Source organism: Kordiimonas lipolytica (assembly GCF_042651265.1).
Lineage (GTDB): Bacteria > Pseudomonadota > Alphaproteobacteria > Sphingomonadales > Kordiimonadaceae > Kordiimonas > Kordiimonas lipolytica.
This window is the reverse complement of sequence record NZ_JBHSCR010000001.1, coordinates 464,027-490,588: the sequence shown is the minus strand read 5'-3', so window position 1 is coordinate 490,588 and position 26,562 is coordinate 464,027. Positions and strand designations below refer to the sequence as shown.

The 26,562-nt window shown below is 56.8% G+C and carries 27 protein-coding genes; 9 read left to right on the top strand and 18 right to left on the bottom strand.

What is annotated here, in order from left to right:
- The first annotated feature begins 49 nt into the window (after positions 1-49).
- On the top strand, positions 50-1,270 hold the full coding sequence (locus ACFO5Q_RS02295) for a UbiH/UbiF/VisC/COQ6 family ubiquinone biosynthesis hydroxylase (protein ID WP_068148621.1): 1,221 nt from the start codon (positions 50-52) through the stop codon (positions 1,268-1,270).
- Between the two features lie 18 nt (positions 1,271-1,288).
- Positions 1,289-1,819, top strand: a complete 531-nt coding sequence (locus ACFO5Q_RS02290) for a DUF2244 domain-containing protein (RefSeq protein ID WP_068148239.1) — start codon at positions 1,289-1,291, stop codon at positions 1,817-1,819.
- Here ACFO5Q_RS02290 and ACFO5Q_RS02285 read toward each other — a convergent pair whose 3' ends face one another.
- The 6 genes from ACFO5Q_RS02285 to ACFO5Q_RS02260 form a co-directional block, all read right to left on the bottom strand.
- The gene (locus ACFO5Q_RS02285; protein ID WP_068148236.1) at positions 1,820-2,647 is read right to left on the bottom strand and encodes a S1 family peptidase; all 828 of its coding nucleotides are present in this window, start codon (positions 2,645-2,647) and stop codon (positions 1,820-1,822) included.
- Between the two features lie 13 nt (positions 2,648-2,660).
- Complete coding sequence (locus ACFO5Q_RS02280; protein WP_068148233.1) at positions 2,661-3,074, bottom strand: DUF350 domain-containing protein; 414 nt, start codon at positions 3,072-3,074, stop codon at positions 2,661-2,663.
- Positions 3,075-3,099: 25 nt separating this feature from the next.
- On the bottom strand, positions 3,100-3,894 hold the full coding sequence (dapB, locus tag ACFO5Q_RS02275; RefSeq protein WP_068148229.1) for a 4-hydroxy-tetrahydrodipicolinate reductase: 795 nt from the start codon (positions 3,892-3,894) through the stop codon (positions 3,100-3,102).
- Positions 3,895-4,024: 130 nt separating this feature from the next.
- Positions 4,025-6,787 (bottom strand): TonB-dependent receptor, encoded by a 2,763-nt coding sequence (locus ACFO5Q_RS02270; protein WP_068148226.1) that lies wholly within the window; start codon positions 6,785-6,787, stop codon positions 4,025-4,027.
- 191 nt (positions 6,788-6,978) lie between these two features.
- Positions 6,979-8,073: an SO2930 family diheme c-type cytochrome gene (locus ACFO5Q_RS02265; RefSeq protein WP_231727254.1), complete on the bottom strand. Its 1,095-nt coding sequence runs from the start codon at positions 8,071-8,073 to the stop codon at positions 6,979-6,981.
- A 12-nt stretch (positions 8,074-8,085) separates the two neighbouring features.
- Entirely contained in the window at positions 8,086-9,339 is a 1,254-nt protein-coding gene (locus ACFO5Q_RS02260) for a parallel beta-helix domain-containing protein (RefSeq protein WP_068148618.1), read from the bottom strand.
- 173 nt (positions 9,340-9,512) lie between these two features.
- Here ACFO5Q_RS02260 and ACFO5Q_RS02255 point away from each other — a divergent pair, with 173 nt between their 5' ends.
- Positions 9,513-10,124: a TetR/AcrR family transcriptional regulator gene (locus ACFO5Q_RS02255; RefSeq protein WP_156431969.1), complete on the top strand. Its 612-nt coding sequence runs from the start codon at positions 9,513-9,515 to the stop codon at positions 10,122-10,124.
- A 59-nt stretch (positions 10,125-10,183) separates the two neighbouring features.
- Here ACFO5Q_RS02255 and dnaJ read toward each other — a convergent pair whose 3' ends face one another.
- Together dnaJ and dnaK are read right to left on the bottom strand one after the other, a co-directional pair.
- Positions 10,184-11,326 (bottom strand): molecular chaperone DnaJ, encoded by a 1,143-nt coding sequence (gene dnaJ / locus ACFO5Q_RS02250; protein ID WP_068148218.1) that lies wholly within the window; start codon positions 11,324-11,326, stop codon positions 10,184-10,186.
- Between the two features lie 99 nt (positions 11,327-11,425).
- Positions 11,426-13,354, bottom strand: coding sequence for a molecular chaperone DnaK (gene dnaK, locus ACFO5Q_RS02245; protein ID WP_068148213.1), 1,929 nt, complete (start codon positions 13,352-13,354; stop codon positions 11,426-11,428).
- A 383-nt stretch (positions 13,355-13,737) separates the two neighbouring features.
- Here dnaK and lepB point away from each other — a divergent pair, with 383 nt between their 5' ends.
- Entirely contained in the window at positions 13,738-14,508 is a 771-nt protein-coding gene (gene lepB, locus ACFO5Q_RS02240; protein ID WP_068148208.1) for a signal peptidase I, read from the top strand.
- A 51-nt stretch (positions 14,509-14,559) separates the two neighbouring features.
- Here the strand turns inward: lepB and ACFO5Q_RS02235 are convergent, their stop codons facing one another.
- The 7 genes from ACFO5Q_RS02235 to ACFO5Q_RS02205 form a co-directional block, all read right to left on the bottom strand.
- Positions 14,560-14,937 carry a VOC family protein gene (locus ACFO5Q_RS02235; RefSeq protein ID WP_068148206.1) on the bottom strand — a complete coding sequence of 126 codons (378 nt, stop codon included), beginning with the start codon at positions 14,935-14,937 and terminating at the stop codon, positions 14,560-14,562.
- Between the two features lie 102 nt (positions 14,938-15,039).
- A complete protein-coding gene (locus ACFO5Q_RS02230) occupies positions 15,040-15,777 on the bottom strand; it encodes an SDR family NAD(P)-dependent oxidoreductase (protein ID WP_197421096.1) in 738 nt (245 codons plus the stop codon).
- Positions 15,777-16,448 (bottom strand): DNA polymerase III subunit epsilon, encoded by a 672-nt coding sequence (gene dnaQ / locus ACFO5Q_RS02225; protein WP_068148200.1) that lies wholly within the window; start codon positions 16,446-16,448, stop codon positions 15,777-15,779. The genes ACFO5Q_RS02230 and dnaQ overlap by 1 nt, the downstream gene beginning before the upstream one ends.
- Positions 16,445-17,038 (bottom strand): dephospho-CoA kinase, encoded by a 594-nt coding sequence (coaE, locus tag ACFO5Q_RS02220; protein ID WP_068148198.1) that lies wholly within the window; start codon positions 17,036-17,038, stop codon positions 16,445-16,447. The genes dnaQ and coaE overlap by 4 nt, the downstream gene beginning before the upstream one ends.
- Positions 17,035-17,874, bottom strand: a complete 840-nt coding sequence (locus ACFO5Q_RS02215; RefSeq protein WP_068148193.1) for a shikimate dehydrogenase — start codon at positions 17,872-17,874, stop codon at positions 17,035-17,037. Before ACFO5Q_RS02215 ends, coaE begins: the two co-directional genes overlap by 4 nt.
- Positions 17,871-18,464, bottom strand: a complete 594-nt coding sequence (locus ACFO5Q_RS02210; RefSeq protein ID WP_082719898.1) for a Maf family protein — start codon at positions 18,462-18,464, stop codon at positions 17,871-17,873. The genes ACFO5Q_RS02215 and ACFO5Q_RS02210 overlap by 4 nt, the downstream gene beginning before the upstream one ends.
- 23 nt (positions 18,465-18,487) lie before the next feature.
- Positions 18,488-19,396: a pyruvate, water dikinase regulatory protein gene (locus ACFO5Q_RS02205; protein WP_082719897.1), complete on the bottom strand. Its 909-nt coding sequence runs from the start codon at positions 19,394-19,396 to the stop codon at positions 18,488-18,490.
- A gap of 420 nt (positions 19,397-19,816) precedes the next feature.
- On the opposite strand from ACFO5Q_RS02205, the gene hemE reads away from it, so the two are divergent.
- From hemE to ACFO5Q_RS02180, 5 genes are all read left to right on the top strand, one after another.
- The gene (gene hemE / locus ACFO5Q_RS02200) at positions 19,817-20,848 is read left to right on the top strand and encodes a uroporphyrinogen decarboxylase (protein WP_068148609.1); all 1,032 of its coding nucleotides are present in this window, start codon (positions 19,817-19,819) and stop codon (positions 20,846-20,848) included.
- Positions 20,849-20,878: 30 nt separating this feature from the next.
- Positions 20,879-21,322 (top strand): CopD family protein, encoded by a 444-nt coding sequence (locus ACFO5Q_RS02195; protein WP_197421128.1) that lies wholly within the window; start codon positions 20,879-20,881, stop codon positions 21,320-21,322.
- A gap of 217 nt (positions 21,323-21,539) precedes the next feature.
- Positions 21,540-22,796, top strand: coding sequence for a transcription termination factor Rho (gene rho / locus ACFO5Q_RS02190; protein ID WP_068148190.1), 1,257 nt, complete (start codon positions 21,540-21,542; stop codon positions 22,794-22,796).
- A gap of 76 nt (positions 22,797-22,872) precedes the next feature.
- Positions 22,873-23,649 (top strand): isochorismatase family protein, encoded by a 777-nt coding sequence (locus ACFO5Q_RS02185; RefSeq protein ID WP_068148187.1) that lies wholly within the window; start codon positions 22,873-22,875, stop codon positions 23,647-23,649.
- Positions 23,650-24,097: 448 nt separating this feature from the next.
- Complete coding sequence (locus ACFO5Q_RS02180) at positions 24,098-24,319, top strand: hypothetical protein (RefSeq protein WP_068148184.1); 222 nt, start codon at positions 24,098-24,100, stop codon at positions 24,317-24,319.
- A 19-nt stretch (positions 24,320-24,338) separates the two neighbouring features.
- Here the strand turns inward: ACFO5Q_RS02180 and ACFO5Q_RS02175 are convergent, their stop codons facing one another.
- Genes ACFO5Q_RS02175 through ACFO5Q_RS02165 form a run of 3 tightly spaced genes read right to left on the bottom strand, consistent with a single transcriptional unit; the run spans position 24,339 to position 26,556 of the window.
- Complete coding sequence (locus ACFO5Q_RS02175) at positions 24,339-25,034, bottom strand: alpha/beta fold hydrolase (RefSeq protein WP_082719896.1); 696 nt, start codon at positions 25,032-25,034, stop codon at positions 24,339-24,341.
- Positions 25,031-26,005: a quinone oxidoreductase family protein gene (locus tag ACFO5Q_RS02170; protein WP_068148181.1), complete on the bottom strand. Its 975-nt coding sequence runs from the start codon at positions 26,003-26,005 to the stop codon at positions 25,031-25,033. Before ACFO5Q_RS02170 ends, ACFO5Q_RS02175 begins: the two co-directional genes overlap by 4 nt.
- Positions 26,002-26,556 carry a DUF416 family protein gene (locus tag ACFO5Q_RS02165; RefSeq protein ID WP_068148178.1) on the bottom strand — a complete coding sequence of 185 codons (555 nt, stop codon included), beginning with the start codon at positions 26,554-26,556 and terminating at the stop codon, positions 26,002-26,004. Before ACFO5Q_RS02165 ends, ACFO5Q_RS02170 begins: the two co-directional genes overlap by 4 nt.
- Positions 26,557-26,562 lie beyond the last annotated feature (6 nt).

Sequence of the window (26,562 nt, the reverse complement as noted above, 5' to 3'; positions counted from 1 at the left end):
TTGGGGCCTACATGAAGGGAACTGTTTATGTCACATGTGGGCAGGTATCATGAGCGCGAAAAAGCTGGAAACGGATATCACCATCATCGGCGGCGGCCTTGCAGGCCTGACCGCGGCCATCGGCTTGGCCGAACACGGCTTCGAGGTCGCGGTGGTCGACATGGCGCCCCAGGGCGACCTGACGGCGGTCGGCTATGACGGCCGCGCCAGCGCGCTCGCCTTCGCAAGCTGCCAGCTTTTTGAGGCGCTTGGCATCTGGAAACACATGGAACCCTATGCCCAGCCGATTCTTGAGATCCGGGTTTCTGACGGGCCAAGCCTGCTGTCGCTGCATTTCGACCATGAAACCCTGGGCGACGGGCCCCTTGGCCATATGGTGGAAAACCGCCATACCCGCATAGCGCTTTTTGAGCGCCTCAAGGAAATCAAGGGCGTGACCCTGCTGGCGCCAGAGCGCGTGGCGGAGATCGACCGCGACAAGACCGGTGTCACCACCACGCTGACCTCAGGCACAGTGATCAAATCTGGCCTGATCATCGGCGCGGATGGGCGCGGCAGCCTTGTGCGTCAGCACGCGGGCTTCCCTGTTTCGGTGATTGACTACAGCCAGCACGGTATTGTGTGCTCGGTTGAGCATGAATTCAGCCACTGCGGTATCGCGCACGAGCGTTTTCTGCCCAGTGGGCCTTTCGCGATCCTGCCGCTCACCGGCAACCGGTCTTCGCTTGTGTGGACCGAAAAAAGCCACCTCACCGAGACCATCATGGGGCTGTCCGACCGCGCGTTTGAAAGCGAAGTGTGCCGCCGGATCGGCGATTTCCTGGGGGATGTGAAGGTCATCGGCGGGCGCTGGGCCTATCCGCTGACGCTTCAGTATGCGCAGGAATATGTATCCGACCGCTTGGCGTTGATCGGTGATGCCGCACACGGTATCCACCCCATATCCGGACAGGGGCTGAACCTGGGGCTGAAGGATGTGGCAGCGCTGATTGAGGTGCTGGTGGATGCGCGGCGCGTGGGCCTGGATATCGGCGCCCTTAGCGTACTTGAAAACTATGGCCGCTGGCGCACCACCGATAACGCCAGCGTTTACGCCATCACCGACACCTTCAACCGCCTGTTTTCAAACGACATTGCGCCGATCAAGCTGATGCGCGATGTGGGCATGGCGGCAGTGGACCAGGTGGTGCCGCTGAAGAACTTCTTCATGCAACACGCGCGGGGAACCGTAGGCGACCTCCCGAAACTGTTACGCGGCGAACAGCTCTAGGCCTGCTATAGTGGCTCCATGAAAACGCCAAGCAACGATATTGCAGCAGCGGTTAGCGAGCAGGAAAGCCATGTTCGCATGGGCAAGGGCAGCAAGCTTTTGTTTGACGCCACGCTTTACCCGCACCGGTCATTGAAGCCGCACCAGTTCCGCCGCCTTTTCTGGTTCCTGGTTGCCGTATGCCTGTTCGCAAGCCTGCGGTTCATCGTGGTGGGTGCCTGGCCGGTGGTGATTTTCCTGGGCGTGGACATACTGGCAATCTGGCTAGCCTTCCATTTCAGTTATCGTTCCGCACGACTTTATGAAACGCTCCAGCTATCTGAAAAAGACCTGATCGTCACCCGCGTGCATCCGGGTGGGCGGGTGGAAAGCTGGCGCTTTGACCCTTACTGGGTGAAACTGAGCCTCAAGACCATCGATGAAGACCGCAACCAGCTGTCGCTCACATCCCACGGTGAAACGCTGGTGTTCGGCGATTTCCTGACCCCCACCGACCGCCGCAAGCTCAAGGCCGCCCTGATGCCGGAACTGGCGAGGTTGAAGGGGTAATCAATCCACCTTGCAGTAGACCTGCGCGATGGAGCGGGAGGCCCTGAGGGCGTTGCCTGACTTGTCAAAATCAAGCGCGCGCAGGCCCTGAATGGCCTTGCCTTCATCACTGATTAGCCCGGCGTTCCGGAACACCTGCGGGTGGGTAGTGTAAACCCGGCCCCGGCGCGGCGCGCCCGCGACCACAGTGCCGATCACATAACCCTGTTCGTTGAATACTGGCCCGCCCGAGATACCGCCAAGTGATCCGTCAAACAGCGGCCTGCGCTCACGCTCCACCCAGGCGATGACGGCTTCGCGCGCCTGGTAGCGCCCTTCCGACCGCATGAAGGTGCGGCCAAAGACGGTGGCGCGCACATCCGCCGGCTTGCCCTGTGGGTAGCCCATCATATAGCCGTTTGTACCGCGGTCAGGGCTTGTTTCCGTCAGCGCGAACGGCTGGGCCCGAAGCGCCCGGGCGCGCAGAACGGCGAAGTCCCGGTGCGTGTCACTGACGGCAGACAAAACCGGCTCCAACTGGCGCGGCCCGGCCACCAGATACACCTGCTTGCAGCCGTCCACCACATGGCGGGCAGTGACGAACGTACCGCGGCTGTCCACCGCGAAAGCGGTGCCGACACTGTTTTTCGCCTGCGGGTCCAGGGCGACGACCACATCACCGAGCTCCGGGCGCGGCAAGGGCGCATCATCGGGCGTCAGAACCGCCGGGGGCTGGGCCTTGGGTACAGACCGGCGCGGGCTGTCACGCTCTATGTCCACATCCGCATAGCGAACGATGAAATAGAGGATCGCGATGGTATAGAAAAGAAACTCAAGCTTACGGCGCATGCCCCGCGCCCCCTTAGCCTGAAATCGCCGCCGAGTTGATCGCTGCTGTTGCCAGTTTGAACGACACCAGAATGATGGCCGGGCCCATCTCACCGTTTTCAATACGCTGCGACAAGCCCTTTAGGAACAGGTCCACCAGGCGGAAAGCCGCCAGTTGGAACAGAAGCGCGATCACACCCCACACCACAATATCCCAGACATTCATGGATGACGCCATTGAGAAAGCCACCGGCAATGAAAGGCCAACAATGGCACCGCCCAGCGTGGTGGCCGCCGCCACATTGCCTTCGCGGATCAGCTTCAGCTCATCATGCGGGGTAATAAGGGTGTAAATGAAGATGCCCACAAGCAGCATCACAAGGCTGGTTGCCGAATGAATGACAAAGAACGGCAGGCCGTTCCATAGCGACACAAGCGCTTCTTCCATGATGTCTCCCCCTTTTTTGCCGCGCCTATTTCAGGTCAAGCACGTCTGTCATTGAATAGCGGCCCGCGCCCTTGCCCACAAGCCAAAGCGCCGCCTTCACGGCACCAGCGGCGAAAAGCCCCCGGTTTTCAGCGCGGTGGCTGATGGTAAGCCGCTCGCTATCGCTTGCGAACACCACATCATGTTCGCCAATCACGGCGCCGCCGCGCACGGCGGAAAAACCGATGGTGCCTTCCTTGCGTTCGCCGGTAATGCCTTCGCGTGCTTTGGTGCGCACGTCATCAAGTGGCCGGCCACGGCCCTCAGCCGCCGCTTCGCCGAGCATCAGCGCAGTGCCGGATGGGGCATCCACCTTGTGCCGGTGGTGCATTTCAACCACTTCTATATCCCAGTCTGTTCCCAGGCGCTTCGCCGCGTCTCGCACCAGTGCCATCATCAGGTTCACGCCGAGCGAATAATTACCTGCCTGCATGATCGGCACTGCTGCCGCCGCGCGGTCGAGCGCCGCATGGTCCGCCGCCGTCATGCCGGTGGTGCCAACCACCAGCGCTTTGCCGGTTTCGCGCGCCAGCGCGGCATGGGTCGCGGTCTGGCCCGGTGGGGTGAAATCGATCACCACATCGGCTTCATGGAAAACATGTTCTGCGGTATCCGCAAGATGAACATCCAGCCCGGGGATCAATTTGCCGATGCCTGGGTGGGACGCAATTTCAGAGCCGGCAACAATGGTGACGCCTTCGGTCTTGAGGAATTCTTCCGTGAGCGCCTGGCCCATACGGCCCATACAGCCCAAAATCCCGATTTGCACATTTTCCGCCATCTGGTTTCTCCATGATAGGAAACATCCTTAATTGCTACCAGCAGGCGGGCAAAAAGGAAAGGCCGGGCAGAACCCGGCCTTCTTCATTTTTTCTTGCGCATGACCAAAGAAAGCGCTGCCCGTCAAGGGTTTAGAAACGCATGGTCAGGTCTATGCCCCACAGGCTTGGGGTCTCGCGCTCTGAAATCGGAGTGCCGAAAGTGGTTGCCGTCACGCCTGAGGCCCCGCCCAGATAGCGGTTGCCGAACAGGTTGGTGACGAAGACAGAGACCGAAAGGTCTTCATCCGCATTGGTCCATCCCGCGCGCACATTGGTGAAGTTGCGGGCTTTCCCTGTTTCCCAGCTACCGTTACCCCAAACGATGGTGCCGCAAGTGCCTTCGGACAGGCACTGGCCGTTCAGGCGTTCCTTGCTGGTGTAGCTATGGTCGGCATGCAGGTTGATCGAACCGTTATTGCCGCCGAGGCTGAAGCTATAGTCGCCACCAAAGGAGATACGCGCCTTGGGTGCGCCCGTGGGTTCCCCCACTGCGGACGCGCCGCAGTTGTTGGTGCAGGTAACATCCTGATAACCGCCGTTCGCGAACAGGCGGAGGCCTGGGGCCGGCGCCCAAAGAAGCTCCACATCCACACCCTTGCCTTCGGTGTCGGATGTTTCGGTGACATAGCGCGGCACCGAACCGCTGTCGAACGCCACAAGGCGGATCGCCTGCTTGTCGTTATATTTATATTTCCAAACCGACGCATTGAACCGCACCCGGTCGTCAAACCACTGCGACTTGAGGCCAATTTCCACGTTCCAAACAGTCTCGTTATCGAACTCGCTGTTGACTTCCTGGCTGTTGTAGCCGCCAGCCTTATAGCCCCGCGCGTAGGAAGCATAGAGCATGGCATCGTCTGAGAAACGATAGTCAATCGCCACCCGTGGGCTGACATTGTTCCAGCTTTGGCTGCGTTCAAAGTCACGGCCTTCACACACCTGGGTGCTGGCATCCGCGCAAACCGGCAGGTTATAGACAATATCGCCAGACCCGCCGACAACGGCCTGCAGGATCGCCTGGTGGATGTCCGCCAGATTACCAACACCCGGAATTTCCAGAAGATCGGAGCCTTCAATCTCCCGTGGGTCACTGCGCCACAGCCAACTTTTCTTATCGTGCGTATAGCGGATACCGGCTGTCAGGTTGAACCGGTCGGTCACGGCGTAAGTTGCATCAGCAAAAGCCGCGAAGGCCTTGAAGGTGCCTTCACCGTACATATGTTCGGTCCACATGCGGCCAGCGAAGCTTTGCAGCGCCATGTTAGAGACATCCTCTAGCGACAGGCCTTCAAGCGGCGTGCCCACAGCCGATGGGTCCATGCAACCAAGCGGCACGCTGGTGAGACCGATAAAGCTGTTCATGCTATCAAGGAACAGGCTTTCACAGCCGTTGATGCCGTCAAGCGGGTTGAAGCCGTTTGCCACCAATATGCCCGGCGTGGCACCAAGATTATAAAGTGCGGTGTCGATCGAATCCATGGTGGCACGGACCACCGTGTCCTGCTTGGCATTTTCCCAATAATAGCTGCCGCCGATGGTCCATGTCAGGTCACCAGACACACCATTCAAGCGCAGTTCCTGATAGATATGCTCGTTTTTTTCGATGTTATTGCTGTCGAAATAGAAGGCCGGGTCTGCGGTGCCGTCTTCTTCCTCAAGGTTATTGGACGTAAAGCGCTTGAAGGCGGAAATGGATGTGAGCGTCGCCCAGTCAAAATCATGGGTGATTGTCAGTGTCACGCCGTCCAGGTCGCGGTTCTCTTCGCCGTTCCGAACGTCACTTGAGAACGGCCCGTATGGGTCCGCCCCGCCGATCGAATTGCCGTCACGGAAGACAGACCAGTCACCCGTGGATGCCGGCACATAACCAGCCGGCGTGAAGTTGGCGTAGAAAGCCTGCAATGGCACAGCGCCTGTGAGCGCCGTGATCGGCAAGGCGCCGAACTGCTCACGGCTCAGGCCGCCGAACGATGCCCCAAGAACCGCATGCAGGAAATCCACATGACCTGGCAGGTCATTGAGCGTTTCCGCGCCCGGCGCGAAATCAAGACTGCCGTCGGACACACCAACCACAGGCTGGTCTTCATCCTGCTTGGTGTGATCAAACTCATACGCCAGATTGAGCGCTGTTTTCTCGCTTGGTTCCCAGCGGAACTGCAGCCGGCCCGTCACATTATGCTCGCGGCCATAATCGTCGCCCGTGAGCGCATCTTCAGCATAGCCGTCCTGATCGTTGACCAGGAAGTTGGCGCGCATGGCCAATGTGTCCGTCAGCGGCGCGTTGATCATGGCATCAAGCCGCTGCTTGTCGAACCGGCCATACCTGAGGTTCACCCGGGCTGAAAATTCATCCAGCTCTGGCTTGTTTGTGATGATGGAAATGGCCCCGGCCGCCGTGTTGCGGCCAAAGAGTGTCCCTTGCGGGCCCTTCAGCACCTCGACCCGCTCAATATCCGAGAAGAAAACGATCCCCGCGCCTGAGCGAGAGGCGTATACGCCATCCACGAACACGCCCACAGCCGGGTCTGTGCCCACACCGAAGTCATCGGTTTCAATACCGCGGATCTTGAAGCGCGGCTGCGACACGCCAGAAACCTCAAGGCCCGGCGTATAGACATTGATATCGCGCAAGTCTTCAGCGGCGATCGTCTCCAGGAAATTGCCGGAAAAGGCATTGAGCGCGATCGGCACATCCTGGGCTGACTGCTCCCGCTTTTGCGCAGTGACGGTAATTTCCTCAAGCGAGGAGCTCTTTTCAGCATCGTCCTGCGCGGCAACTGCTGGCGCAAGACATAAACACGCAGCAACACTCACGCCCGACAACAGGGCGTTCGACAGTTTGGTCATAGGCATGGGCTTCCCCCCCTTGTTTCCTTTTTCTGACCTGAGCCGGCACCGCGAACCTCCTATCAAGGTTCCTGGCATGGGCGCCGGTTCGCTTTCATGAAACGACCTGCCATCTCCCTGAGGCCGATTCACAACGCAAATAGCCTGCCATGCCCCCCAGCATAGCAAGCTTCCTTACCTCAAAACACATATCCTTGTTACTCAATCGTCTTTATCCATTCCTTCAGAAGGGCCACGCCTTCTTCGTGAATGGTTGTTCGCCCCACTTCAGGCATCATCACGCCCGGGTCGGTGGAGTTAAGGCGGTAAATCAGGATCGATTGGTCCGGCTTGCCGGGGTCGATATCATACATCAGGCCGCCTGAGCCCCGGCCCGCCGCAACCGGCCGCTTGAGGTACCCCCAGGCTGTCTTGTTGGTTTCCCACCATGTAAGGAAAAGCCCGGACGTGGAGCCCGGCCCTTCTGCGCGGTGACAGTGGGCGCAATTGACATCCAGATAAGCACGCGCCCGGTCTTCAAGCGGGGCGCTTGTATCGTCAAAGCGGGGTACGCTTGGTGCATCCTCTGGCGCAGGCGCGCCATCAAGAAGCCCGTGCGACGCCCAGAAAGCCAGCTGGTTTTCGCTACCCCCTGCATAGTCATAGGTAAAATTCAGGTTCCGGGCCTTGGGGCCGATGGGTGAGAACTCGTGCCCAATCACATGACAGCCTTTGCACTGGTTGCGGTTGGGTACCACATATTGGATGTCGCGTTTTTCGCCCAGTTCATCCACCCAGGAAACCGGCAGCACCTTGCCCGCCACCTTAAGGTCGGCGTCTGTCATGTCTTCGTTCCAGACATAGGCCCAGGCGGACCAGCCCTTTTCGCCATGGATCAGAAGCCGGGTTTCAATCAGGCGAATATTCTCATCCGGCTGACGGAAATCCGCGGGATAGGCAAAGGTTTTCACCAGCACGCTGCCAACGGGGAACTCAAAAGCTTCGCGGTCATTGTAGGCCGCGGGCTTGCCTCCCGGCACATACACAAAGCGGTATTTGTGGGCATAGTCCGTGAACAGCGGTGTCGCCAGATCATACGGGTAGACCCTGTCGTTCGGCACCTGGGCCGGGCCGTCCTTGAAAAGATTGTAGGCTGAAAGCTTGCGCGCGGGGCGCGGGGTCAGGAGCGCGGCGTCATTGACAGCAGTTGTGGTCAGGACAGCAGCTGTGATTGGCGTGGCCGCCACAGCCAAGGTGCTGGCACCAAACATCAAGGCGGCCAGCATCAGGAAAGTTAACAACAAAACACGCACCTGCCCCATCCCCTAGTTATTTGCAGCCATCGCCGTATCCTGCGGCAGCTTCACAGGGCCGCGGAACTCATATGAACCGGCATAGGCCTCTATGTCCCTGTCTGGGTCTGCGCCCCAGGGCAGGATGTAATCCTTGACGAATTGCAGGTTGGCAAAGGTGGTGCCTTCAGGCTCCTGGATCATGATGGTCTCTTCCTCATCGGGCCCAAACAACCCAGCCCAGAAGCCGTCCACCACACCGTCCCACACAATATGCGGCACAGGTGTGCCGGTCCTAGGCGCAATCATGCCCTTGACCGCCCCATCCGGGTCCCAGCCCGCGCGGCCGTGCTTATTGTCATGCACATAAACGCGGCGCGGCAGCGGGTTATAGGTCGGGTCATTATATTCGCGCGGATAGGCCACCAGCAGGATGTTGGCGGATGCGTTTTCGCCGATCTCATTCTCGAACACCTCGACCTCGCGGTTCGCCATGATCATGATGCCGGAGCCGCGCGGCACGGTAGCCACGATATTGCCTGGGGGCGCGAAATTCGGCGTGTCGTTGTTCACCACCTTGTTCTGGTAAACGCGCACGCTGTGGCCGCCCATCTGCGGCAGGTTCGGCAGGTCGAACACCAGAATGCCGCCGGTGTTGTGGGTGGCCGTGTTGCCGTAAACATCTGCGCGGTAACTGTTCTCAATCTCGATCCCGGCAACATTCAGCTCAGCGCGGTTGTTGCGCACGATAATATCCTGGCTCTGGCCTACATAGATGCCCGCGTCAGACGCGCCCTTCACCAAGGAGCCTTCGATCAGCACATTTTTCGATTCCACCGGATAAAGGCCGTAAGCGCCATTTTCAGCGTTCGGGCCACGGGTCCATTCAACCCGCACGCTGCGGAAGGAAACTGTGTCTACGCCCTTGGCCTTGATGCCGTCACCCGGCGTGTCTTCCACTGCAAGATTTTCGATCGACGTCCGGTCGGATGTGATCAGCAGGCCTTCCGAACCAGCAATCTGGTTCTTGAAGGAAAGAACGGTCTTGTCCATCCCGGCACCGCGCAGGGTGATATCAGACACATCCAGCGACAGGCCGGCCGAGAGTTCGAAACGGCCTTCCGGCAGTTCGATCACCGTGCCGGGTTCAGCCAGGATAAGCGCTTCCTGCAAGGCTTCCTGGATATCCGCACCGGCTTCGATACGCACAACATTGTCCTGGGCAAATGCGGCAGGTGCCACCACAAGAGCCATCAGCCCGATCAGGGCGTGTTTGAAACTTTTCATTGCTTCCCCCTTTTCCATCGGCTCCCCAACCAATGGAATACATTAAATCCTCAAGGGTAGAGTGCAGAAGCTTTGGTCATTCGTCAAAGAAAAAGTGAAACTGTTTCATTTTTAATCGGGCTGGACTAATATCGCCCTCAGGGGTTAGATGCGCCTTGAAAGGGGAGCCATGCGTGCCGTCAACAACTGTTAATGTTAAGAAAAAGCCCATGCAGGCGCGGGCCAAAGCCCGGCGTGACAGGATCATTGCCTGCACGGAAGATATCCTGAGCCGGGACGGCGTCGATGCCGCAACCACAACCGCGATTGCGCGCGAAGCGGAAATCCCTGTTGGCTCCATCTACCGCTATTTCAAGGACAGGAACGATATCATCGCCCTCCTGCATCAAGTGGCTTACGATGATGTGGTTGGCACCGTGGCGGCGGCGTTAGAAAAGATCGAACCCGGCCAGGGGTTCCGCGCCACCCATGAGGCGCTGATCCGCACCTTCTGGCGCGCGGCACGCAGTCACCCGACCTTCCGCGTGCTGACCCGCTGGGCCAACGCCCACAACAGCCTGTGGGACGTAACCCCAGGCCCGGAGAGCAACCTTGAGGAGCTTGTTCGTCAAACGCTTGTTGTCGCCGGTGTTAAGCTTCCCGAAGGCAGGGAAAACGCAATGATGCGCACCGCTGTCACCACGCTTTCGGTGCTGATCGACCAGGCGCTTGAGGAAGATAATGAGCGTAAGGCCGACGCGCTGATCGATGAGATCACCAACCTGCTGACCGCCTATTTCGACTGACATAAAAAAGCCGCCCCGATTGATGAGGCGGCTTTTGGTGTTCTGGTTTGGGGGCCAACCTATTCGGTCAGGTCATCCCACAGGTCCTTGACCTTCGAGAAGAAGCCTTCAGACCGCGGCGAGATTTTGTCGCCGCCCTCTTTGGCAAATTCTTCCAGAAGCTCGCGCTGCTTCTTGTTGAGGTTTGTTGGGGTTTCCACATTCATCTCAACGATCATGTCGCCCACAAAGCCGCCGTTAAGCTCCGGCATGCCTTTGCCCTTCAGGCGGAACTGACGACCGGACTGCGTGCCTTCCGGGATCTTGATCCGGGCGCGCTTGCCTTCAATGGTCGGCACTTCAATCTGGCCGCCCAGTGTGGCTTTGGTCATCGGGATCGGCACCTGGCAATAGAGCATATCGCCGTCGCGCTTGAACAGCGGATGCGGCTTGATCGTGAGGAAGATATAAAGATCACCCGCCGGGCCGCCACGGCTGCCGGCTTCGCCTTCACCCGCGAGGCGGATGCGCGTGCCTTCCTCAACCCCTTTCGGAATCTTGACCTGCAGGGTCTTTTCTTTCCTCACGCGGCCAGCACCCGAACAGCTTTTGCACGGGTTGGTGATGGTGGAGCCATTGCCCTGACATTTCGGACAGGTGCGTTCCACCATGAAGAAGCCCTGGCTGGCGCGCACCTTGCCGGCACCGCCGCAGGTATCACACACTTCAGGTTTGGAGCCAGGCTCTGCGCCTGATCCGCCGCATGGCTCACACGCCACGGACGTGGGCACGCGGATTTTGTCTTCCTTGCCGCGGAAAGCATCCTCGAGCGTGATTTCCATGTTGAAGCGGAGGTCGCTGCCCCGGCCCGGGCCGCCACGGCCCTGCCGGCGGCGTCCACCGCCGCCCATGAAATCACCGAAGAATTCCTCAAACACGTCAGAGAAATCGAAGCCCGCACCGCCGTGGCCGCCACCTGGGCCACCGCCCATGCCGCCTTCGAAGGCCGCATGACCATAACGGTCATAGGCCGCGCGCTTCTCCGGGTCTTTCAGGACCTCGTAAGCTTCGCCAATTTCCTTGAATTTCTTCTCGGCTTCCGCGTCGCCCGGGTTGCGGTCCGGGTGATACTGCATGGCAGCCTTGCGGAAGGCGCTCTTGAGCGCTTTCTCGTCGACGTCTTTGGAGACGCCGAGTAGTTCGTAATAATCTGCTTTAGACATAGGCGGTTCTCCGCTTTTGTCGCCGCGCCTTTAAACTCAGGCGCCGCCTCCAGAAGTCCAGAGGCGGCGCGAGCATTGCTATGGCGTCAGGCGGCCACCTTATTTCTTGTCGTTTTCGTCGACTTCTTCGAAGTCCACATCCACCACATCGTCTTCGGCGTCTTTCGCTGCTTTGTCGGCAGCTTCCACCTCAGATTCGTCGCCCGCGTGGGCGGCTTCTTCCTGGCTTGCCTTGTAGATTTGCTCGCCAAGTTTCATGGTGGCCTGTGCCAGCGCTTCTGTCTTCGCCTTGATATCGTCGACGTCTTCGCCTTCAAGCGCGGTCTTCAGCTCAGCAACAGCTGCTTCAATAGCAGACTTGTCTTCGTCAGAGACCTTGTCCTTGTGCTCGTCGAGGTTCTTCTCAGCCGAGTGAACAAGCGCTTCGCCCTGGTTCTTGGCTTCAACAAGCTCTTTCCGCTTCTTGTCCGCGTCTGCGTTTGCTTCTGCGTCCTTGACCATCTGTTCGATGTCCTCGTCGGAGAGACCACCGGAAGCCTGGATGCGGATTTGCTGTTCCTTGCCCGTGCCCTTGTCTTTGGCGGACACGTTCACGATGCCGTTGGCGTCGATATCGAAGGCAACCTCAATCTGCGGCACACCGCGTGGGGCTGGCGGGATACCCACCAAGTCGAACTGGCCCAGCAGTTTGTTGTCTGCGGCCATTTCGCGCTCACCCTGGAAGACGCGGATGGTTACTGCACCCTGGTTGTCTTCCGCGGTCGAGAATACTTGCGCCTTCTTCGTTGGGATTGTGGTGTTGCGCTCGATCAGGCGGGTGAATACACCGCCCAGCGTTTCAATACCCAGCGACAGTGGCGTTACGTCCAGAAGCAGAACGTCTTTCACGTCACCCTGCAGAACACCTGCCTGGATCGCGGCGCCCATGGCCACAACCTCATCAGGGTTCACACCCTTGTGTGGTTCGCGGCCAAAGAACTCTTTCACGACTTCCTGGATTTTCGGCATGCGGGTTTGACCGCCCACCAGAACCACGTCGTCGATCTCGCCAGCCGCAAGGCCCGCATCCTTGAGCGCTTTCTTACAAGGCTCAAGCGTGCGCTTGATCAGGTCCTCCACCAGGCTTTCAAGCTTGGCGCGCGTCAGTTTGATCTGGAGGTGTTTCGGGCCGGAAGCGTCCGCCGTGATGAATGGCAGGTTCACTTCTGTCTGCGTGGAAGAAGAAAGCTCGATCTTCGCTTTCTCTGCCGCTTCCTTCAGACGCTGCAGCGCCATCTTGTCCTGACGGAGGTCGATGGTGTTTTCCTTCTTGAACTCGTCGGCCAGGTAATCAACCAGACGCATATCGAAGTCTTCACCACCCAGGAACGTATCACCGTTCGTGGACTTCACTTCAAACACACCGTCGCCGATTTCCAGAACCGATACGTCGAAGGTACCGCCACCAAGGTCGAACACGGCGATCGTGTGGCCGTCTTCTTTTTCAAGGCCGTACGCAAGGGCCGCAGCCGTTGGCTCGTTGATGATCCGCAGCACTTCAAGACCAGCGATCTTGCCGGCGTCTTTCGTTGCCTGGCGCTGGGCGTCGTTAAAGTATGCAGGCACAGTGATTACGGCCTGGTCTACAGTTTCACCAAGATAGCTCTCGGCGGTTTCCTTCATCTTCTGAAGGATCATCGCAGACACCTGGCTTGGGGAGTATTTCTCGCCCTTGGCTTCTACCCACGCATCGCCGCTATCCGCTTTGATGATATTGTAGGGAACCATGTCGATGTCTTTTTTGGTGGTTGGATCGTCGAACGTGCGGCCGATCAGACGCTTGATAGCAAACAGCGTGTCTGTCGGGTTCGTTACAGCCTGGCGTTTTGCAGCCTGACCAACAAGACGTTCGCCATCGTCGGTGAAACCAACGATAGACGGCGTCGTGCGCGCGCCTTCAGAGTTCTCGATTACTTTTGGTTTGGACCCGTCCATGATGGATACGCAGGAGTTGGTCGTACCCAGGTCGATACCGATTACTTTACCCATTTTTTTACCTCTTCCCGTTGCAAGCCGACTGTCTGGGCCCATCTGGCACCCTATCACAGCCTCTTAGGGTTCGTGTTTATTTGATCAAATTGCTAACTCGCCAAAACACCCGGCAAGCAGCAGGTTTCATTGGCTATATAAGGTGCGCATCTAGCCCCCGCAAGGGTCGGGCCGAATAAAATTTGTAAGTTTTTTCCCGACCAAAAGCCTTTTAAGACGATGCACTTGCCCTTATGTGAGCAGACAGTTTTCTGCGCTGCCCATAATCAAAGATTGAAAAAGGGGGGCAGGTGGCTAAACTCGCGCCTGAACAGAGACCGCAGGCGTGAGCGGAAATTTGGACAATAACAACAGAATTCACGACGGATCAGGGCGGGGCCTACATGAACGATAAAGCCAAAACGGCGAGCGAACAGCCAGAAAAACATGAAGCCTTAGTGCTTCTAAAAGACCTGGTCGTCATCATCATTTTCTTTCTTATCTTCACCACCTTCGGGTGGTCGAGCTTCCATATCCCATCGGGCAGCATGGAGCCGACTTTGGAAGTCGGCGACCGGATTTTCGTCTCGAAATTGAGCTACGGCTACAACCGATATTCGGTACCGCTTGACCCTGATTTTGTGCCCGAAGGCCGGCTGTTTGATGACATGCCTGAACGCGGCGATGTGGTGGTGTTCACGCTTCCCTACAAAGGCAGCAACGATTTCATCAAGCGCGTGATCGGCCTGCCGGGAGATACTGTGCAAGTAACCCGTGGCCGCCTGTTCATCAATGGCGAGATCGTGCCGCGCACCTATATCCGCGACGTGAATTACACGGACTACCAGGGCGCTGATCGCCGTGCCAAGGAATATATGGAAGAGCTGCCGAACGGTGTGAAACACCGTATCTATGAGCGCCATGACGCTGGCCCGGACATCATCGACAACACCAAGCTGTTCGTTGTGCCTGAAGGCCATTATTTCATGATGGGCGATAACCGCGACGGCAGCGCCGACAGCCGGTACCTGCATGACATGGGTTTTGTGGCGCACAAATATCTGGTGGGCCGCGCGCAGATCACAACCTTCAGCCTGTATGACTGCGACCAGGGCAAGGATATCTTCTGCCCCATTGGCATCCCGCTGGGGCGCTTCTTCAACGTGATCGACTGACCGAAAGAACAAGGCCCGCGGATTTATCTGAGGGCCTTTTGATGTGTTTTCTTACATCCGGTGAAGGGCGCAGATCTTGTTGCCTGCCGGATCACGCAGGTAAGCCAGATACATTTTCTTGCCCCCGCCTTCACGGACGCCCGGAGGGTCTTCGATGGCCTTGCCGCCCGCAGCCAAACCCGCAGCATGCCAGGCATCGGCCATCTCCGGGCTGTCGGCCGCGAAGCCGAGCGTGAAGCCATTGCCGCAGCTTGCAGGCTCTCCGTTGATTGGCTTCGTCAGCACAAAAATGCCAGTGTCGCTGAAATAGAAACAGCGGCCATTGGGGTCCATCACGCCGGGCTTGTAGCCCAGCACTTCCATGGTCGCATCATAGAACTTCTTGCTTTCGGCCACATCGTTGGCCCCTACCATTACATGGCTGAACATTGGTTCACCCCTTTCCCTTTGTGAAAACTATTTCGTGACAAATGAAGTAAGACCGAATGCGCCGCTGGCAAATAAATTGAACAGACAAACCATATAGCCGGCTCAGGCGCTGCCGCCGCCGTCGATCACCATGGCGGTGCCCGTGACCTGCGCCGCCACATCCGACGCCAGGTAAAGGATCATCGCGGCCACTTCTGATGCTTCGGTCAATCTGCCTGTGGGCACTTCGGCTTTCCACGTCTCAAGCGCTTCAGCGTGGCTTAAGCCCTGGTCCGCAGCTTCTTTTTCCAGCATCGGGGTGACCACATCGCCCGGGCACACGGCATTTACGGTGATGCCTTCCGCCGCATGATCGTGCGCCATGGCTTTCGTGAGAAGCACCAAACCGCCTTTGCTGGCGCAATAAGCCGCCGCCTTTTCACCGCCGCGCAAGCCCCAGTCGGACGCCACATTGATGATGCGCCCTTTGGTTTTACGAAGGTGTGGCACGGCGGCGCGGCTCAGGTAAAAAGGCACGTCCAGATTGACCGTCATGGTCTGCCGCCAATCTTCATCTGTTGTGTCTTCTACGGTGGTGCGCGAGATGATGCCCGCGTTATTCACAAGCACATCCAGCTGCCCGTACTCACGCACTGCATAATCGATAAGCTCCTTGCACACATCCGGGCCTGTGAGGTCCCGCTTGACGGGAACAATCCGGTCCGGCGCGTGGGCTGCAACAGCATCAAGCCGGTCTGCGTTCCGGCCTACAGCCAATACTTTATAGCCTGCGTCTGCAAAGGCTTTCGCTGTTGCATCGCCAATGCCGGAGCTGGCGCCAGTGATAAGGGCGATTTTCATCATGCGTTCCAAATAGGGTCGTTGAGTTTGGTGATAAATTCTGCGTGGCGCGCCAGTTCTTCCTCTGACACCGGAAAGGAGCGTTTTTCGCGCACCTTCTTTTCGCGTACCACTTTGCCGCCCGCGTCCACGGCGAGGTCAAGGCCTGCCTGCCTGCCGCCGAGCAGTTCGATATAAACATCGGCCAAAATCTCGGCGTCAAGAAGGGCGCCGTGAAGCGTCCGGTGCGTGTTAGACACGCCAAAGCGTTTGCAAAGCGCATCAAGCGAGTTGGCAGCACCTGGGAATTTCGTGCGCGCGATGGCGAGTGTATCGATAAAGCGCTTGGGGTGGATGATCGGCCTGCCAGCGTTCTCAAGCTCCCAGTTGATGAAGCGCATATCGAACTCGGCGTTGTGCGCCACCAGCACGCTATCGCCGCCGACATACTCAAGGAAGTCATCCATGATGTCACTGAACACAGGCTTGTCGCGCAGGAATTCTGTGGTGATGCCGTGAATTTTCACCGCCCCTTCGGGCACGTCGCGTTCCGGGTTCACATACTGGTGGTAATGCTCGCCGGTCAGGACCTTGTCGACCATTTCCACAAGACCGATCTCGATCAGGCGGTCACCCGTCATCGGGTCAAAGCCCGTGGTCTCTGTATCGAAAATCAGTTCGCGCTTGCTCATAAAGCTTCACCCAACTCCTTGACGATGGCTTCGACCTGCCGGAAAGCATGGTCGAGGCCGAAATTGCTTTCTACCACATAATCCGCGCGGGCCCGTTTGTCATCATCGGGTGTTTGCGACTTCAAAATTTGGTCGAATTTTTCCGCCGTCATGCCGGGCCGGGCCAGCACGCGTTCGCGCTGGATCTCCGGCGGGGCGGATACTACCACCACCTTGTCACACGCCTTGTCACCACCGGTTTCAAACAGAAGCGGAATATCAAGCACCACCATTTTGGCGCCCTCCGCTTCTGCACGGTTGAAAAAATCGATGCGCTCCTCGGCCACCATGGGGTGCATGATGGCTTCCAGCTTCTTCTTGGCATCCGGATTGCCAAACACGGTCTTGCCAAGCGCGTCGCGGTCAAGCGCGCCGTCTTTCACCACACCGGGAAAAGCAACTTCAATAGGGTCAAGCGCCCGCCCGCCCGGGGCCTGAAGTGCCCGCACTGTCGCGTCCGCGTCAAACACCGGCACGCCAAGGCGGGCGAACATTTTCGCGGTCTCCGACTTGCCCATACCGATCGATCCCGTAAGCCCGATGATCATCATTGGAATTGGCCCTCCAGCTCGGTACGGAGCGCATCGTCATATTCCACATCGATGCCGAACCATATCTTGAACGCGGCTGCAGCCTGGTAAACCAGCATGCCAAGACCTGTGACAATACGCAGGCCGCGGGCTTCCGCATCCTTGAGGAGCGGCGTCATCAGCGGCTGGTAGACGATGTCATAGACAACCGTGTCCGGCGCCGCTTTCGACAGGTCCATCTCAAGCGCAGGTTGGCCCTTCATGCCCAGAACCGTTGTGTTGACAATCAGCCCGGCAGCCGCCACGGCATCTGCCCGGTCGTCCCAGTCCACCACCGTCATGCGGCCGCGGCCAATTTCATCGGCAATAGCCTGGGCTTTGGCCCGTGTCCTGTTGGTGATCATCACCAGCGGCACTTCTTCCGTCAAAAGCCCAAGCGCTGCCGCCCGCGCGGCTCCGCCTGCGCCCAAAATCAGCACCGGTTTATCCTTCGGCCAGCCTGGTACGGTTTTCTTCAGGTTGGTTACAAGGCCGATGCCGTCTGTGTTGAAGCCGGTCATGGTGCCGTCCGGCGCAATCTTGACCGTATTCACCGCCCCCATCTGGCGCGCGAGTGGGGCGATCTTGTCCAGGTGCTGCATGATATCCAGCTTGTGCGGGACCGTGACATTGAAGCCCACATAGCCTTCCGTCTTGAACTGATCAAGGAGGTTGGCGATCGCCTCCGGGCCGACAGCTACCTTTTCGTAAGTGCCGTCAATCCCAAACAGTTTCATCCAGTGAGTATGGATGGTGGGCGATAGCGAATGCGAAATCGGCCAACCAATCACTGCAGCTTTTTGGAGTTTATCGGTCATAGCGGCATCATGCCCCTCAGGCGCAGGAAATCAAGGAAAGCAAGAAGCGGCAGGCCAAGCACGGTGAAATGGTCACCCTCAACGCGCGTGAAAAGCTGCGCACCCAGCCCTTCGATCTGGTAGGCGCCGACGCTCCAGAACGCCGCATCACCGATACTATCCAGGTAGGTTTCGATAAAGTCATCCGACAGCGGCCTGACCGTCAGCTTGACAGTATCAACATACCGCCAGACCGGTTGGCCTTCTTCATAGATAACGGCAGCGGATAGAAGCTGATGCGTCTTGCCGGACAGGGCCTTCAATGTCTCAGCCGCGTCATCTCGCGTGGTTGCTTTTGAAAAGACCGTGCCTTCGCACACCAAAATCTGGTCTGCACCCAGCACCATGTCGTTAGGTCGGCGCATGGCCACATTCATCGCCTTGAGGTCCGCCAACGCGTCAGCAATATCACGGGGCGGGGCGCCATCTGCAATCAGTGCCGATTTCACCGCATCTTCATCAACACGTGCGGGATCAACGTCAAATGCGACACCCGCATTTTTCAGCATATCCGCCCGGGTCTGGCTGCCGGACGCCAATACAAGAGCCATGATCTTTTTTCCTATCCTGGGTCCTATTCGGGCAGCTTGTCGCTGTGGTTGCCGTTTTGCGCATCCACCCACTGTTGGTATCGGTTCAGGATCGCAGCCGCCGTTTCCTCGATCGAGCGGCGCGTGACATCAATTGTCGGCCAGCCACGCTGGGCACAATATTTCCGGCATTCCTTTATCTCATCCTGGATATGGGTCATGTCGGTATAGTCGCCCTCAGTTTCTTCGTTGATAGACCTAAGACGGTTGGTGCGAATGGCAACCAGGCGTTCGGCACTGGTGGTCAGCCCCACGACAAACTTGTTCTTGATCTCATCCAGCTCGCGCGGCATCGGACATCCGGGAACAAAGGGCACGTTGATGGTCTTGTAGCCCTTGTTGGCCAGATAAATGCTGGTTGGTGTTTTCGAAGACCGCGACACGCCGACAAGCACGATATCCGCTTGCGGCATATCCTGCACCAGAACCCCGTCATCATGCGCCATGGTGAACTGAAGCGCGTCGATCCGTTCAAAATAGTGGGCGTCCAGTTTGTGCTGCTTGCCCGGCTTGTGGGACGCCTGCACCCCAAAGTAGGAGCCCAGAAGGTTGATCACCGGATCAAGGATGGAAAGCACCGGCAGGTTTGCCTTCATGCATTCCGTCTCCAGCGCTTCACGGATTTGTGGGTTCACCAGCGTATACATGATAAGCCCCGGCTCTTCGCGGATATCTTCCATCAGCCGGTTCATCTGCATGGCGGAGCGCACCAGGGGCCAATAATGCTTTTTTACCTCCACGCCTTCAAACTGCACCAGGGCAGCCTGCACAATAGCCTCCAGCGTTTCACCGGTTGAATCTGAAACCAGATGCAGGTGAAAGTCCTGCGAGGACCCTTTTTTCTTGACGCTTGCTTTCAGTGGGGAGCTTTTCGGTGCCTCTGGAAGACTCATGGGAATATCCTGTGGATAACTTGTTGGCAGATCGGTTGATAACAAGGCTAGGCCACTTGCCCCCAATTTGGGAAGCACTTGTTAGAACTTCTATTAAATCTATCCACGGGAGATTGTAAGAGAGGAAAACTGTTGGGAAAGGGCACTATATTTTGCGGTTATCCCCGTTATCCACAATTCATATGGGCATTGGGTTGCCTGTCATTTTTCTGTAAAATGCCAGTATTCCAGAAGTTTATGCACATTTTGACGGACGAATTGCCGCGCCCACCTTGTATGTGCACAAGATTGTGGATAAATGCTTTTCCACATGATTCACAGGCATAAACAACAACTACAAGATTCTATATATAATTATTATTAAGTAGTAAGAGGGCGTCACGTCGAATGAACGGCGCCCTAAACGGTAAGGACCAGAGCATGACCAAACTTCTTCTCGAGACTCTCAAGGGAAACCCGGGTGAGCGGGTGCCTTTTTGGTTCATGCGTCAAGCAGGACGGTATTTGCCCGAATATCGTGAAGTAAGAAATTCAACAAATTCATTCATGGAGTTCTGCTACAGCCCCGACAAGGCGGCTGAAGTGACCCTGCAACCCATCAGGCGGTATGGCATGGACGGCGCAATTTTGTTTGCTGACATCCTTGTGGTACCCGACGGGCTCGGCCAGAAAGTCTGGTTCGAGAAAGGCTTTGGCCCAAAGCTTGATCCAGTGAACGACGAGGCTACTTTCAAAGGCCTTTCCATGGGTGCCTTCCACGACAAGGTGGGCAATGTTTATGAAACCGTGCGCCGGCTTAAGACCGAATTGCCTTCAGATGTGACCTTGCTTGGGTTCGCCGGTGCGCCCTGGACGGTGGCCACCTACATGATCGCAGGCCAGGGCAGCAAGGATCATGCAGCAGCGCGCCAGCTTGGTTACGGCAATCCGGAGCTGTTCGGAAAAATCATGGATATGCTGGTAGACGCGACATCAGAGTATCTGATTGCCCAGATCGACGCGGGCGCGGACGCCGTGCAGATTTTCGACAGCTGGTCCGCCGCGATCCCCGAGACCATGTTTGAAAAATGGATCATTGAACCCACGAAAGAGATCGTCTCCCGCATTCGCGCCAAACATGCAGAAACGCCGATTATCGGTTTCCCGCGGCTGGCGGGGGCGGCGCTGCCACGGTTCGTGGACGCCGTGGGCGTGGACTGTGTGGGCCTGGATACCGGCGTGCCGCTTGATTGGGCGGCGAAGGAAATCCAAAGTAAAGTCTGTGTGCAGGGCAATATGGACCCGCACCTGGTGGTATCGGGCGGAGACCTGATGGTGGCTGAGGCCAACCGCATCCTGGAGCAGCTCAAGGGCGGCGCGCATATCTTCAACCTGGGCCATGGTTTTGTGCCTGAAACGCCACCGGAGAATGTCGCGCTCCTGAGTGAGACCATTAAAGCCTTTCGGCGGTAGGCAGGGAAAAGGGGAAATACTGTGGAAGACATGATTGGCTGGCTTGGCGGTGCGTACCTTTGGGTGAAGGCTGCGCACATCATTTTCGTGATTTTCTGGATGGCGGGCATGTTCATGCTGCCACGCTATTTCGCCTACCACAGCGAATGCGAAGTGGGATCAGACGAGGACGCCAAATGGATCGACCGGGAAAAGCGCCTGATCCGCATTATCATTAACCCGGCCATGGCCATCGCCTGGATTTTGGGCCTGATGCTGGTGGTCAATATCGGCCTGGATGCGGGGCTTTGGCTGCATATCAAGCTGCTGCTTGTATTTATCCTGTCCGGTTTTCACGGCAGCCTCTCTAAATACCGCAAGGAATTTGCCCGCGGGGAACGCAAGCGGGACAGTAAATTCTACCGCAAGATCAATGAGATACCGGCTGTCTTCATTATCGCTATCGTACTTCTGGCGGTCCCGAAGGCTTTCTAGCAAATAGTTGCGGCTGCAACAGACTTGACACCAAAGGCGAAAGTGGTAGCTTGGGCCCTGATCCGGCGCGCCAGTATCTCGCGCGTCGTCAAACTTATTTCCCAATCATTGCTGGTTTTATTATATGATGAAGCCGCAATCGATCTATCCTTTCCGGGCCGTCTGGCCCCAATAATTCAAACATCTTTCTTCCAATAACAACAATCTGGACGATCCCATGCACCTTCAGGATCTCAAAAACAAAACCCCAGCAGACCTTCTGTCGCTTGCTGAGGAAGTTGGCGTTGAAAACGCCTCCAGCATGCGCAAACAGGACATGATGTTCGCTATCCTCAAGCATCTTGCAGACGACGATATCGAAATCATGGGTGGCGGCGTTATCGAAATCCTTTCTGACGGATTCGGTTTCCTGCGCTCCCCTGAGGCGAACTATCTGCCGGGCCCCGACGATATTTACGTAAGCCCAAGCCAGATCCGGCGCTTTGCGCTTCGGACAGGCGATACGGTTGAAGGCCAGATTCGCGCGCCCAAGGATGGCGAGCGTTATTTTGCCCTTCTCAAGGTTTCCAAGATCAACTTCGATGAGCCTGAGAAAACCAAACACAAGGTTCACTTCGACAACCTGACGCCGCTTTACCCGGACGAAAAGCTGAAGCTTGACCCGGACGATCCAACCGTGAAGGACAAGTCCCCACGGGTGATCGACCTGGTGAGCCCAATCGGTAAAGGCCAGCGCGCGCTTATTGTTGCGCCGCCGCGTACCGGTAAAACGGTTCTCTTGCAGAATATTGCCAAATCCATCACCGCCAACCATCCCGAGTGTTTCGTGATTGTTCTTCTGATCGACGAACGCCCGGAAGAGGTGACAGACATGCAGCGCAGCGTGAAAGGGGAGGTCGTATCCTCCACCTTCGACGAACCTGCAAGCCGTCACGTTCAGGTGGCAGAAATGGTGATTGAGAAAGCCAAACGCCTTGTGGAGCACGGCAAGGACGTTGTGATCCTTCTCGATAGTATCACCCGTCTGGCGCGCGCCTACAACACCGTGGTGCCTTCTTCCGGTAAGGTTCTCACGGGCGGTGTGGACGCAAACGCCCTGCAGCGCCCGAAACGCTTCTTCGGTGCCGCACGGAACATCGAGGAAGGCGGCTCGCTTTCCATCATTGCGACCGCTCTTATCGAGACCGGCAGCCGTATGGACGAAGTGATCTTCGAGGAATTCAAAGGCACGGGCAACAGCGAGATTGTTCTCGACCGCAAGGTTGCGGACAAGCGCGTGTTCCCGGCGATCGATATCCTCAAGTCCGGTACCCGGAAAGAAGAACTTCTGGTCGATCCTGCGACGCTTTCGAAAATGTGGGTCCTCCGCCGTATCCTCACGCCAATGGGCACCGTGGATGCGATGGAATTCCTCCTTGGCAAGCTCAAGGACAGCAAGAACAACGAAGAATTCTTCACCAGCATGAACAACTAGCTGCTGGAAGATATTCGAGAGTTTGGTACGCTAAGGGCTTGCATTTGCAGGCCCTTTTCGCTTTCAGGGGGAGGTTATGACCAACACGGCGCTGATTATTATCGACACACAGCTGGCGATAGACGACCCGAAGTGGGGTGTGCGAGGTAATCCGCATGCCGAAGCCAATATGGCGCGGCTTCTGGAAGCCTGGCGCAAGCGCGCGGGTGAGATCATCCATATAAGGCACGACAGCGTGTGTGAAGGCTCGCCGTACACGCCGGGTACCCCCGGGCACGCTTTCAAGCCTGAGGTAGCCCCTCAGGGGCTAGAGACGGTCATTGGCAAGCATACCAACAATGCATTTGTCGGCACTGACCTTGAAAAGCATCTGCGAGAGCGCAAGATCGATCACTTGGTCATTGCCGGTGTGCTGACCCAGCATAGCGTGGATACTACAGCCCGGATGGCGGCAAGCCTTGGCTTTAATGTCACGGTAGTGTCTGACGCCACAGCGGCAACGGAAGTGACCGACGCACGCGGCATGACCTGGGTGGCGCTTGATGGGCATGCCGTGATTGGCTCCATCGCGTTGATTGATATCGGTGATTGCCAGGTGGCGCTTCGGAAAATGTTTGTGGCAGCCCCTTACCGCGGGCGGGCATTTGGCGTGGCGCAAAAGCTCCTGGATCATGTGATTGCTGAGGCGAAGGCGTCAGGCGTGACGGATATCTATCTGGGGACAACGGCAGCCTTCTTGGCGGCGCACCGTTTCTATGAGAAGAACGGCTTTGACCTGGTGAATGAGGCTGATCTGCCAGACAGCTTCCCGCGCATGGCCGTCGACACCCGCTTCTACCGGATGGCGCTTTGAATAGGAGAATTTGAAATAATATTACTCTAAGCTTATATCACCATACAAAAATATGTGGATAAGTTCACTTTTTGTTCTTTTCTTTAAGAACCAAACAGTTAACGGCACTTCTTCCTTTTTAGGTTGAATTTTTTTTGGCTTGTTAACAGCCTTATCCCCAGAGTTTCCCTGAAAATACAAGAAAATCCTTGAGAATCGACTCCACCGTGTTTCCTAGATCTGGTATGGTATCCAAATGGCGATACACAATTTGTAGTGCCTAGCGTTAAAAAAGGCTTCCCAGAGGTGCAACTCTGGAAAGCCAATTTTGAAGACTAGAAAAATTGGAGACGCTTCCGCCAATCTAGTCTGCGATAATTTACCACTCCCCGTGGTTGTATGAGAAATCATACAGGAACTGTCGCAATGCGTAAAGGTGGAAACGTCGTTTGATCAAGGGAGAAGGCTAATGACCTTTCCATTTTTTCGACGTCGTTCTAACCGAATGACAACAGCCAAAGCAGCTTTGGCTAAGTTTTTGGTTATGAAGTTGGGATTATTTCAACATCAGGCCGCAGCTCTATTGGGTGTAAACCAAGGGCGAGTATCTGAAGTGATTACAGGAAAGCGCTTCAAAAGCGTTAAGCCGGCAAAAACGATCGACCCAGATCAGTTGGAGCTCAATATCTAGTACTTATAGTAAGGGGGTTTCAAGCCCCCTTACTAGCAAGTGTCGTCGCTAATTCTTCTGGTGCTTCCAGGGGGATCATGTGGCCGGTGCCAGCCATGCGATGCAGGGTGATGGTGTCTGATTTTGCGGCGAGCTTTTCAATGGCCCCGATGGGCACCAGCTGGTCGTCCTCCGCCATGATGAAACTGACGGGCATTTCAAGCGACAGCAATTCTTCCGCGATATTCAAACGGTCGATGGGGGCGATCAACTGGCGGATCAGCACGTCCTGGCCCAGTTCTTTTTCCATTTGAAGGATCGTGCCGGTGATGGCCGGGTCATCCAGATGGTCCGCATTCACAAACTGCGCGAGGCGGGCTTTCGACATGCCTTTGTATGTCAGACGCGTGAGCATTTCGGCGTTGCGTTTGCGCAAAGATTTTTCCGCGTCGGTCAGACCGTAGGGGGAAGCCGCGATGATGGTCAGGCTCTTGAACTTTGATGGCTCGCGGAGCGCCGCCATGATCGCCAGATATCCGCCAAGCGAAAAGCCCACCAGATGGCAGGGCGTGTCCGGCGCTTGCGCGAGTACCGCATCACACATGCCGTCCATGGTGTCAGCATCTGAATAGTCTGAGTGGTGGGCGTCCACTCCGGGTAGGTGATCAAGCATGCGGCCCCACAGCCGGGCGTCACACATGGTGCCGGGGATCAGGTAAAGGGGCGGATTGCTCATGGAATAAGGATCGTCTGCCCGCTGGTCTGGCGTGCCTCAAGCGCCTTATGGGCTTCTGCGGCGTCCTTCAGCGCGAAGCGCTGGTTGATCCGCGCCTTCAGCTTGCCCGATGCGATCATCTCAAACACGCGGCTTGTGGAATGCTCGAGCTCAGGTCGTGTCGCCACATAGTCCATCAACACAGGACGCGTGAGCATCAGGGATCCTTTCTGTGCCAGCAGCGCGGGCGGCACAGGGTCAACCGGGCCGGTGGCATTGCCAAATGTCACCATCACACCGCGGCGCTTCAGGCATTCAAGCGACCCCATGAAAGTGGCTTTGCCGACGCTGTCGTAAACCACGGGCACACCTTCGCCGTTCGTTATGTCCTTCACACGGGCAACGAAGTCTTCGTCACGGTAGAGGACAGTGTGGGTGCAGCCGTGTGCTTTTGCGAGCTCGGCTTTCTCCGGGCTGCCCACAGTGCCGATAACGGTGGCGCCGATGGCCGAAAGCCACTGGCAGGCGATCAGGCCCACCCCGCCGGCTGCGGCATGCAGGAGAACTGTTTCACCAGCCTTCACCGGATATAGCCGCTCGACAAAGGCTTCGACCGTACAGGCTTTCAACATGAGGGCTGCGGCGTCTTCATCAGAGACACTGTCAGGGATTTTCACCAGCTTTGCAGCCGGAATATTTCTGGCTTCCACGTAGGCGCCAATGGGGCCAGCGGGGTAGCCGACACGGTCACCAACTTTGAAACTCTCGACACCCTCGCCCATGGCTTCCACAACACCGACGGCTTCAAGCCCCGGGGTGGCCGGCAGCGGCAAGGGGTAAAGCCCTGTGCGGTGATAGGTATCGATGAAATTCAGCCCAATGGCCGTATGGCGTATTTGTACCTCGCCCACAGCTGGGGCGCCAAGGTCAATTTCCTGCCACTTCAGGACGTCCGTCCCGCCGAAGGCCTCCATCCGGATCGCTTTAGTCATTCATATTCCTTTAGCGCGGCATGAATAATTTCATCAGATTCGACCACATAACTTAATGTGAAATCTTTATCTTCCGTTCGTTTTGAAAGAACAGTGAACTGCCACTCCATCTCTGCATTTGTGAATTTAGCATCAGAAATTCCGGTAAATTGCTGCTCAAATCGATCTAGCACATCAAAACATATGGACAGTATGGAGATAAGGGCTTCCGGACTGTCGTAAGTACATAAGCGAGAAAGATAAATATGACTGATCGCTGTATCCAATGCGTGGGAACCGAGTGTTGAGCCAAAGTCCTCAGTATCTGGAGTAATTTTTTCGATTTCAGCTTCTGCAGGGAGACTCTGATTGGTTTGTCCTGCAAGAAAATTTTCTGCCGCATTGCGTACATGCGCAAGAAGACTGGAGTTACCCCAGTTCTCTTTGTCCTGAAAAGTTTGATAGAGAGGAGAGAGGCGGCAGCAAAGTTCCCAGGCGAGTTGCAGCTTTTGCGTATGGGACAGCTTTATTACCCCAGCAGAGATTCCGTCGAGGTAGGCTTGGTAAGTCATTGTCCC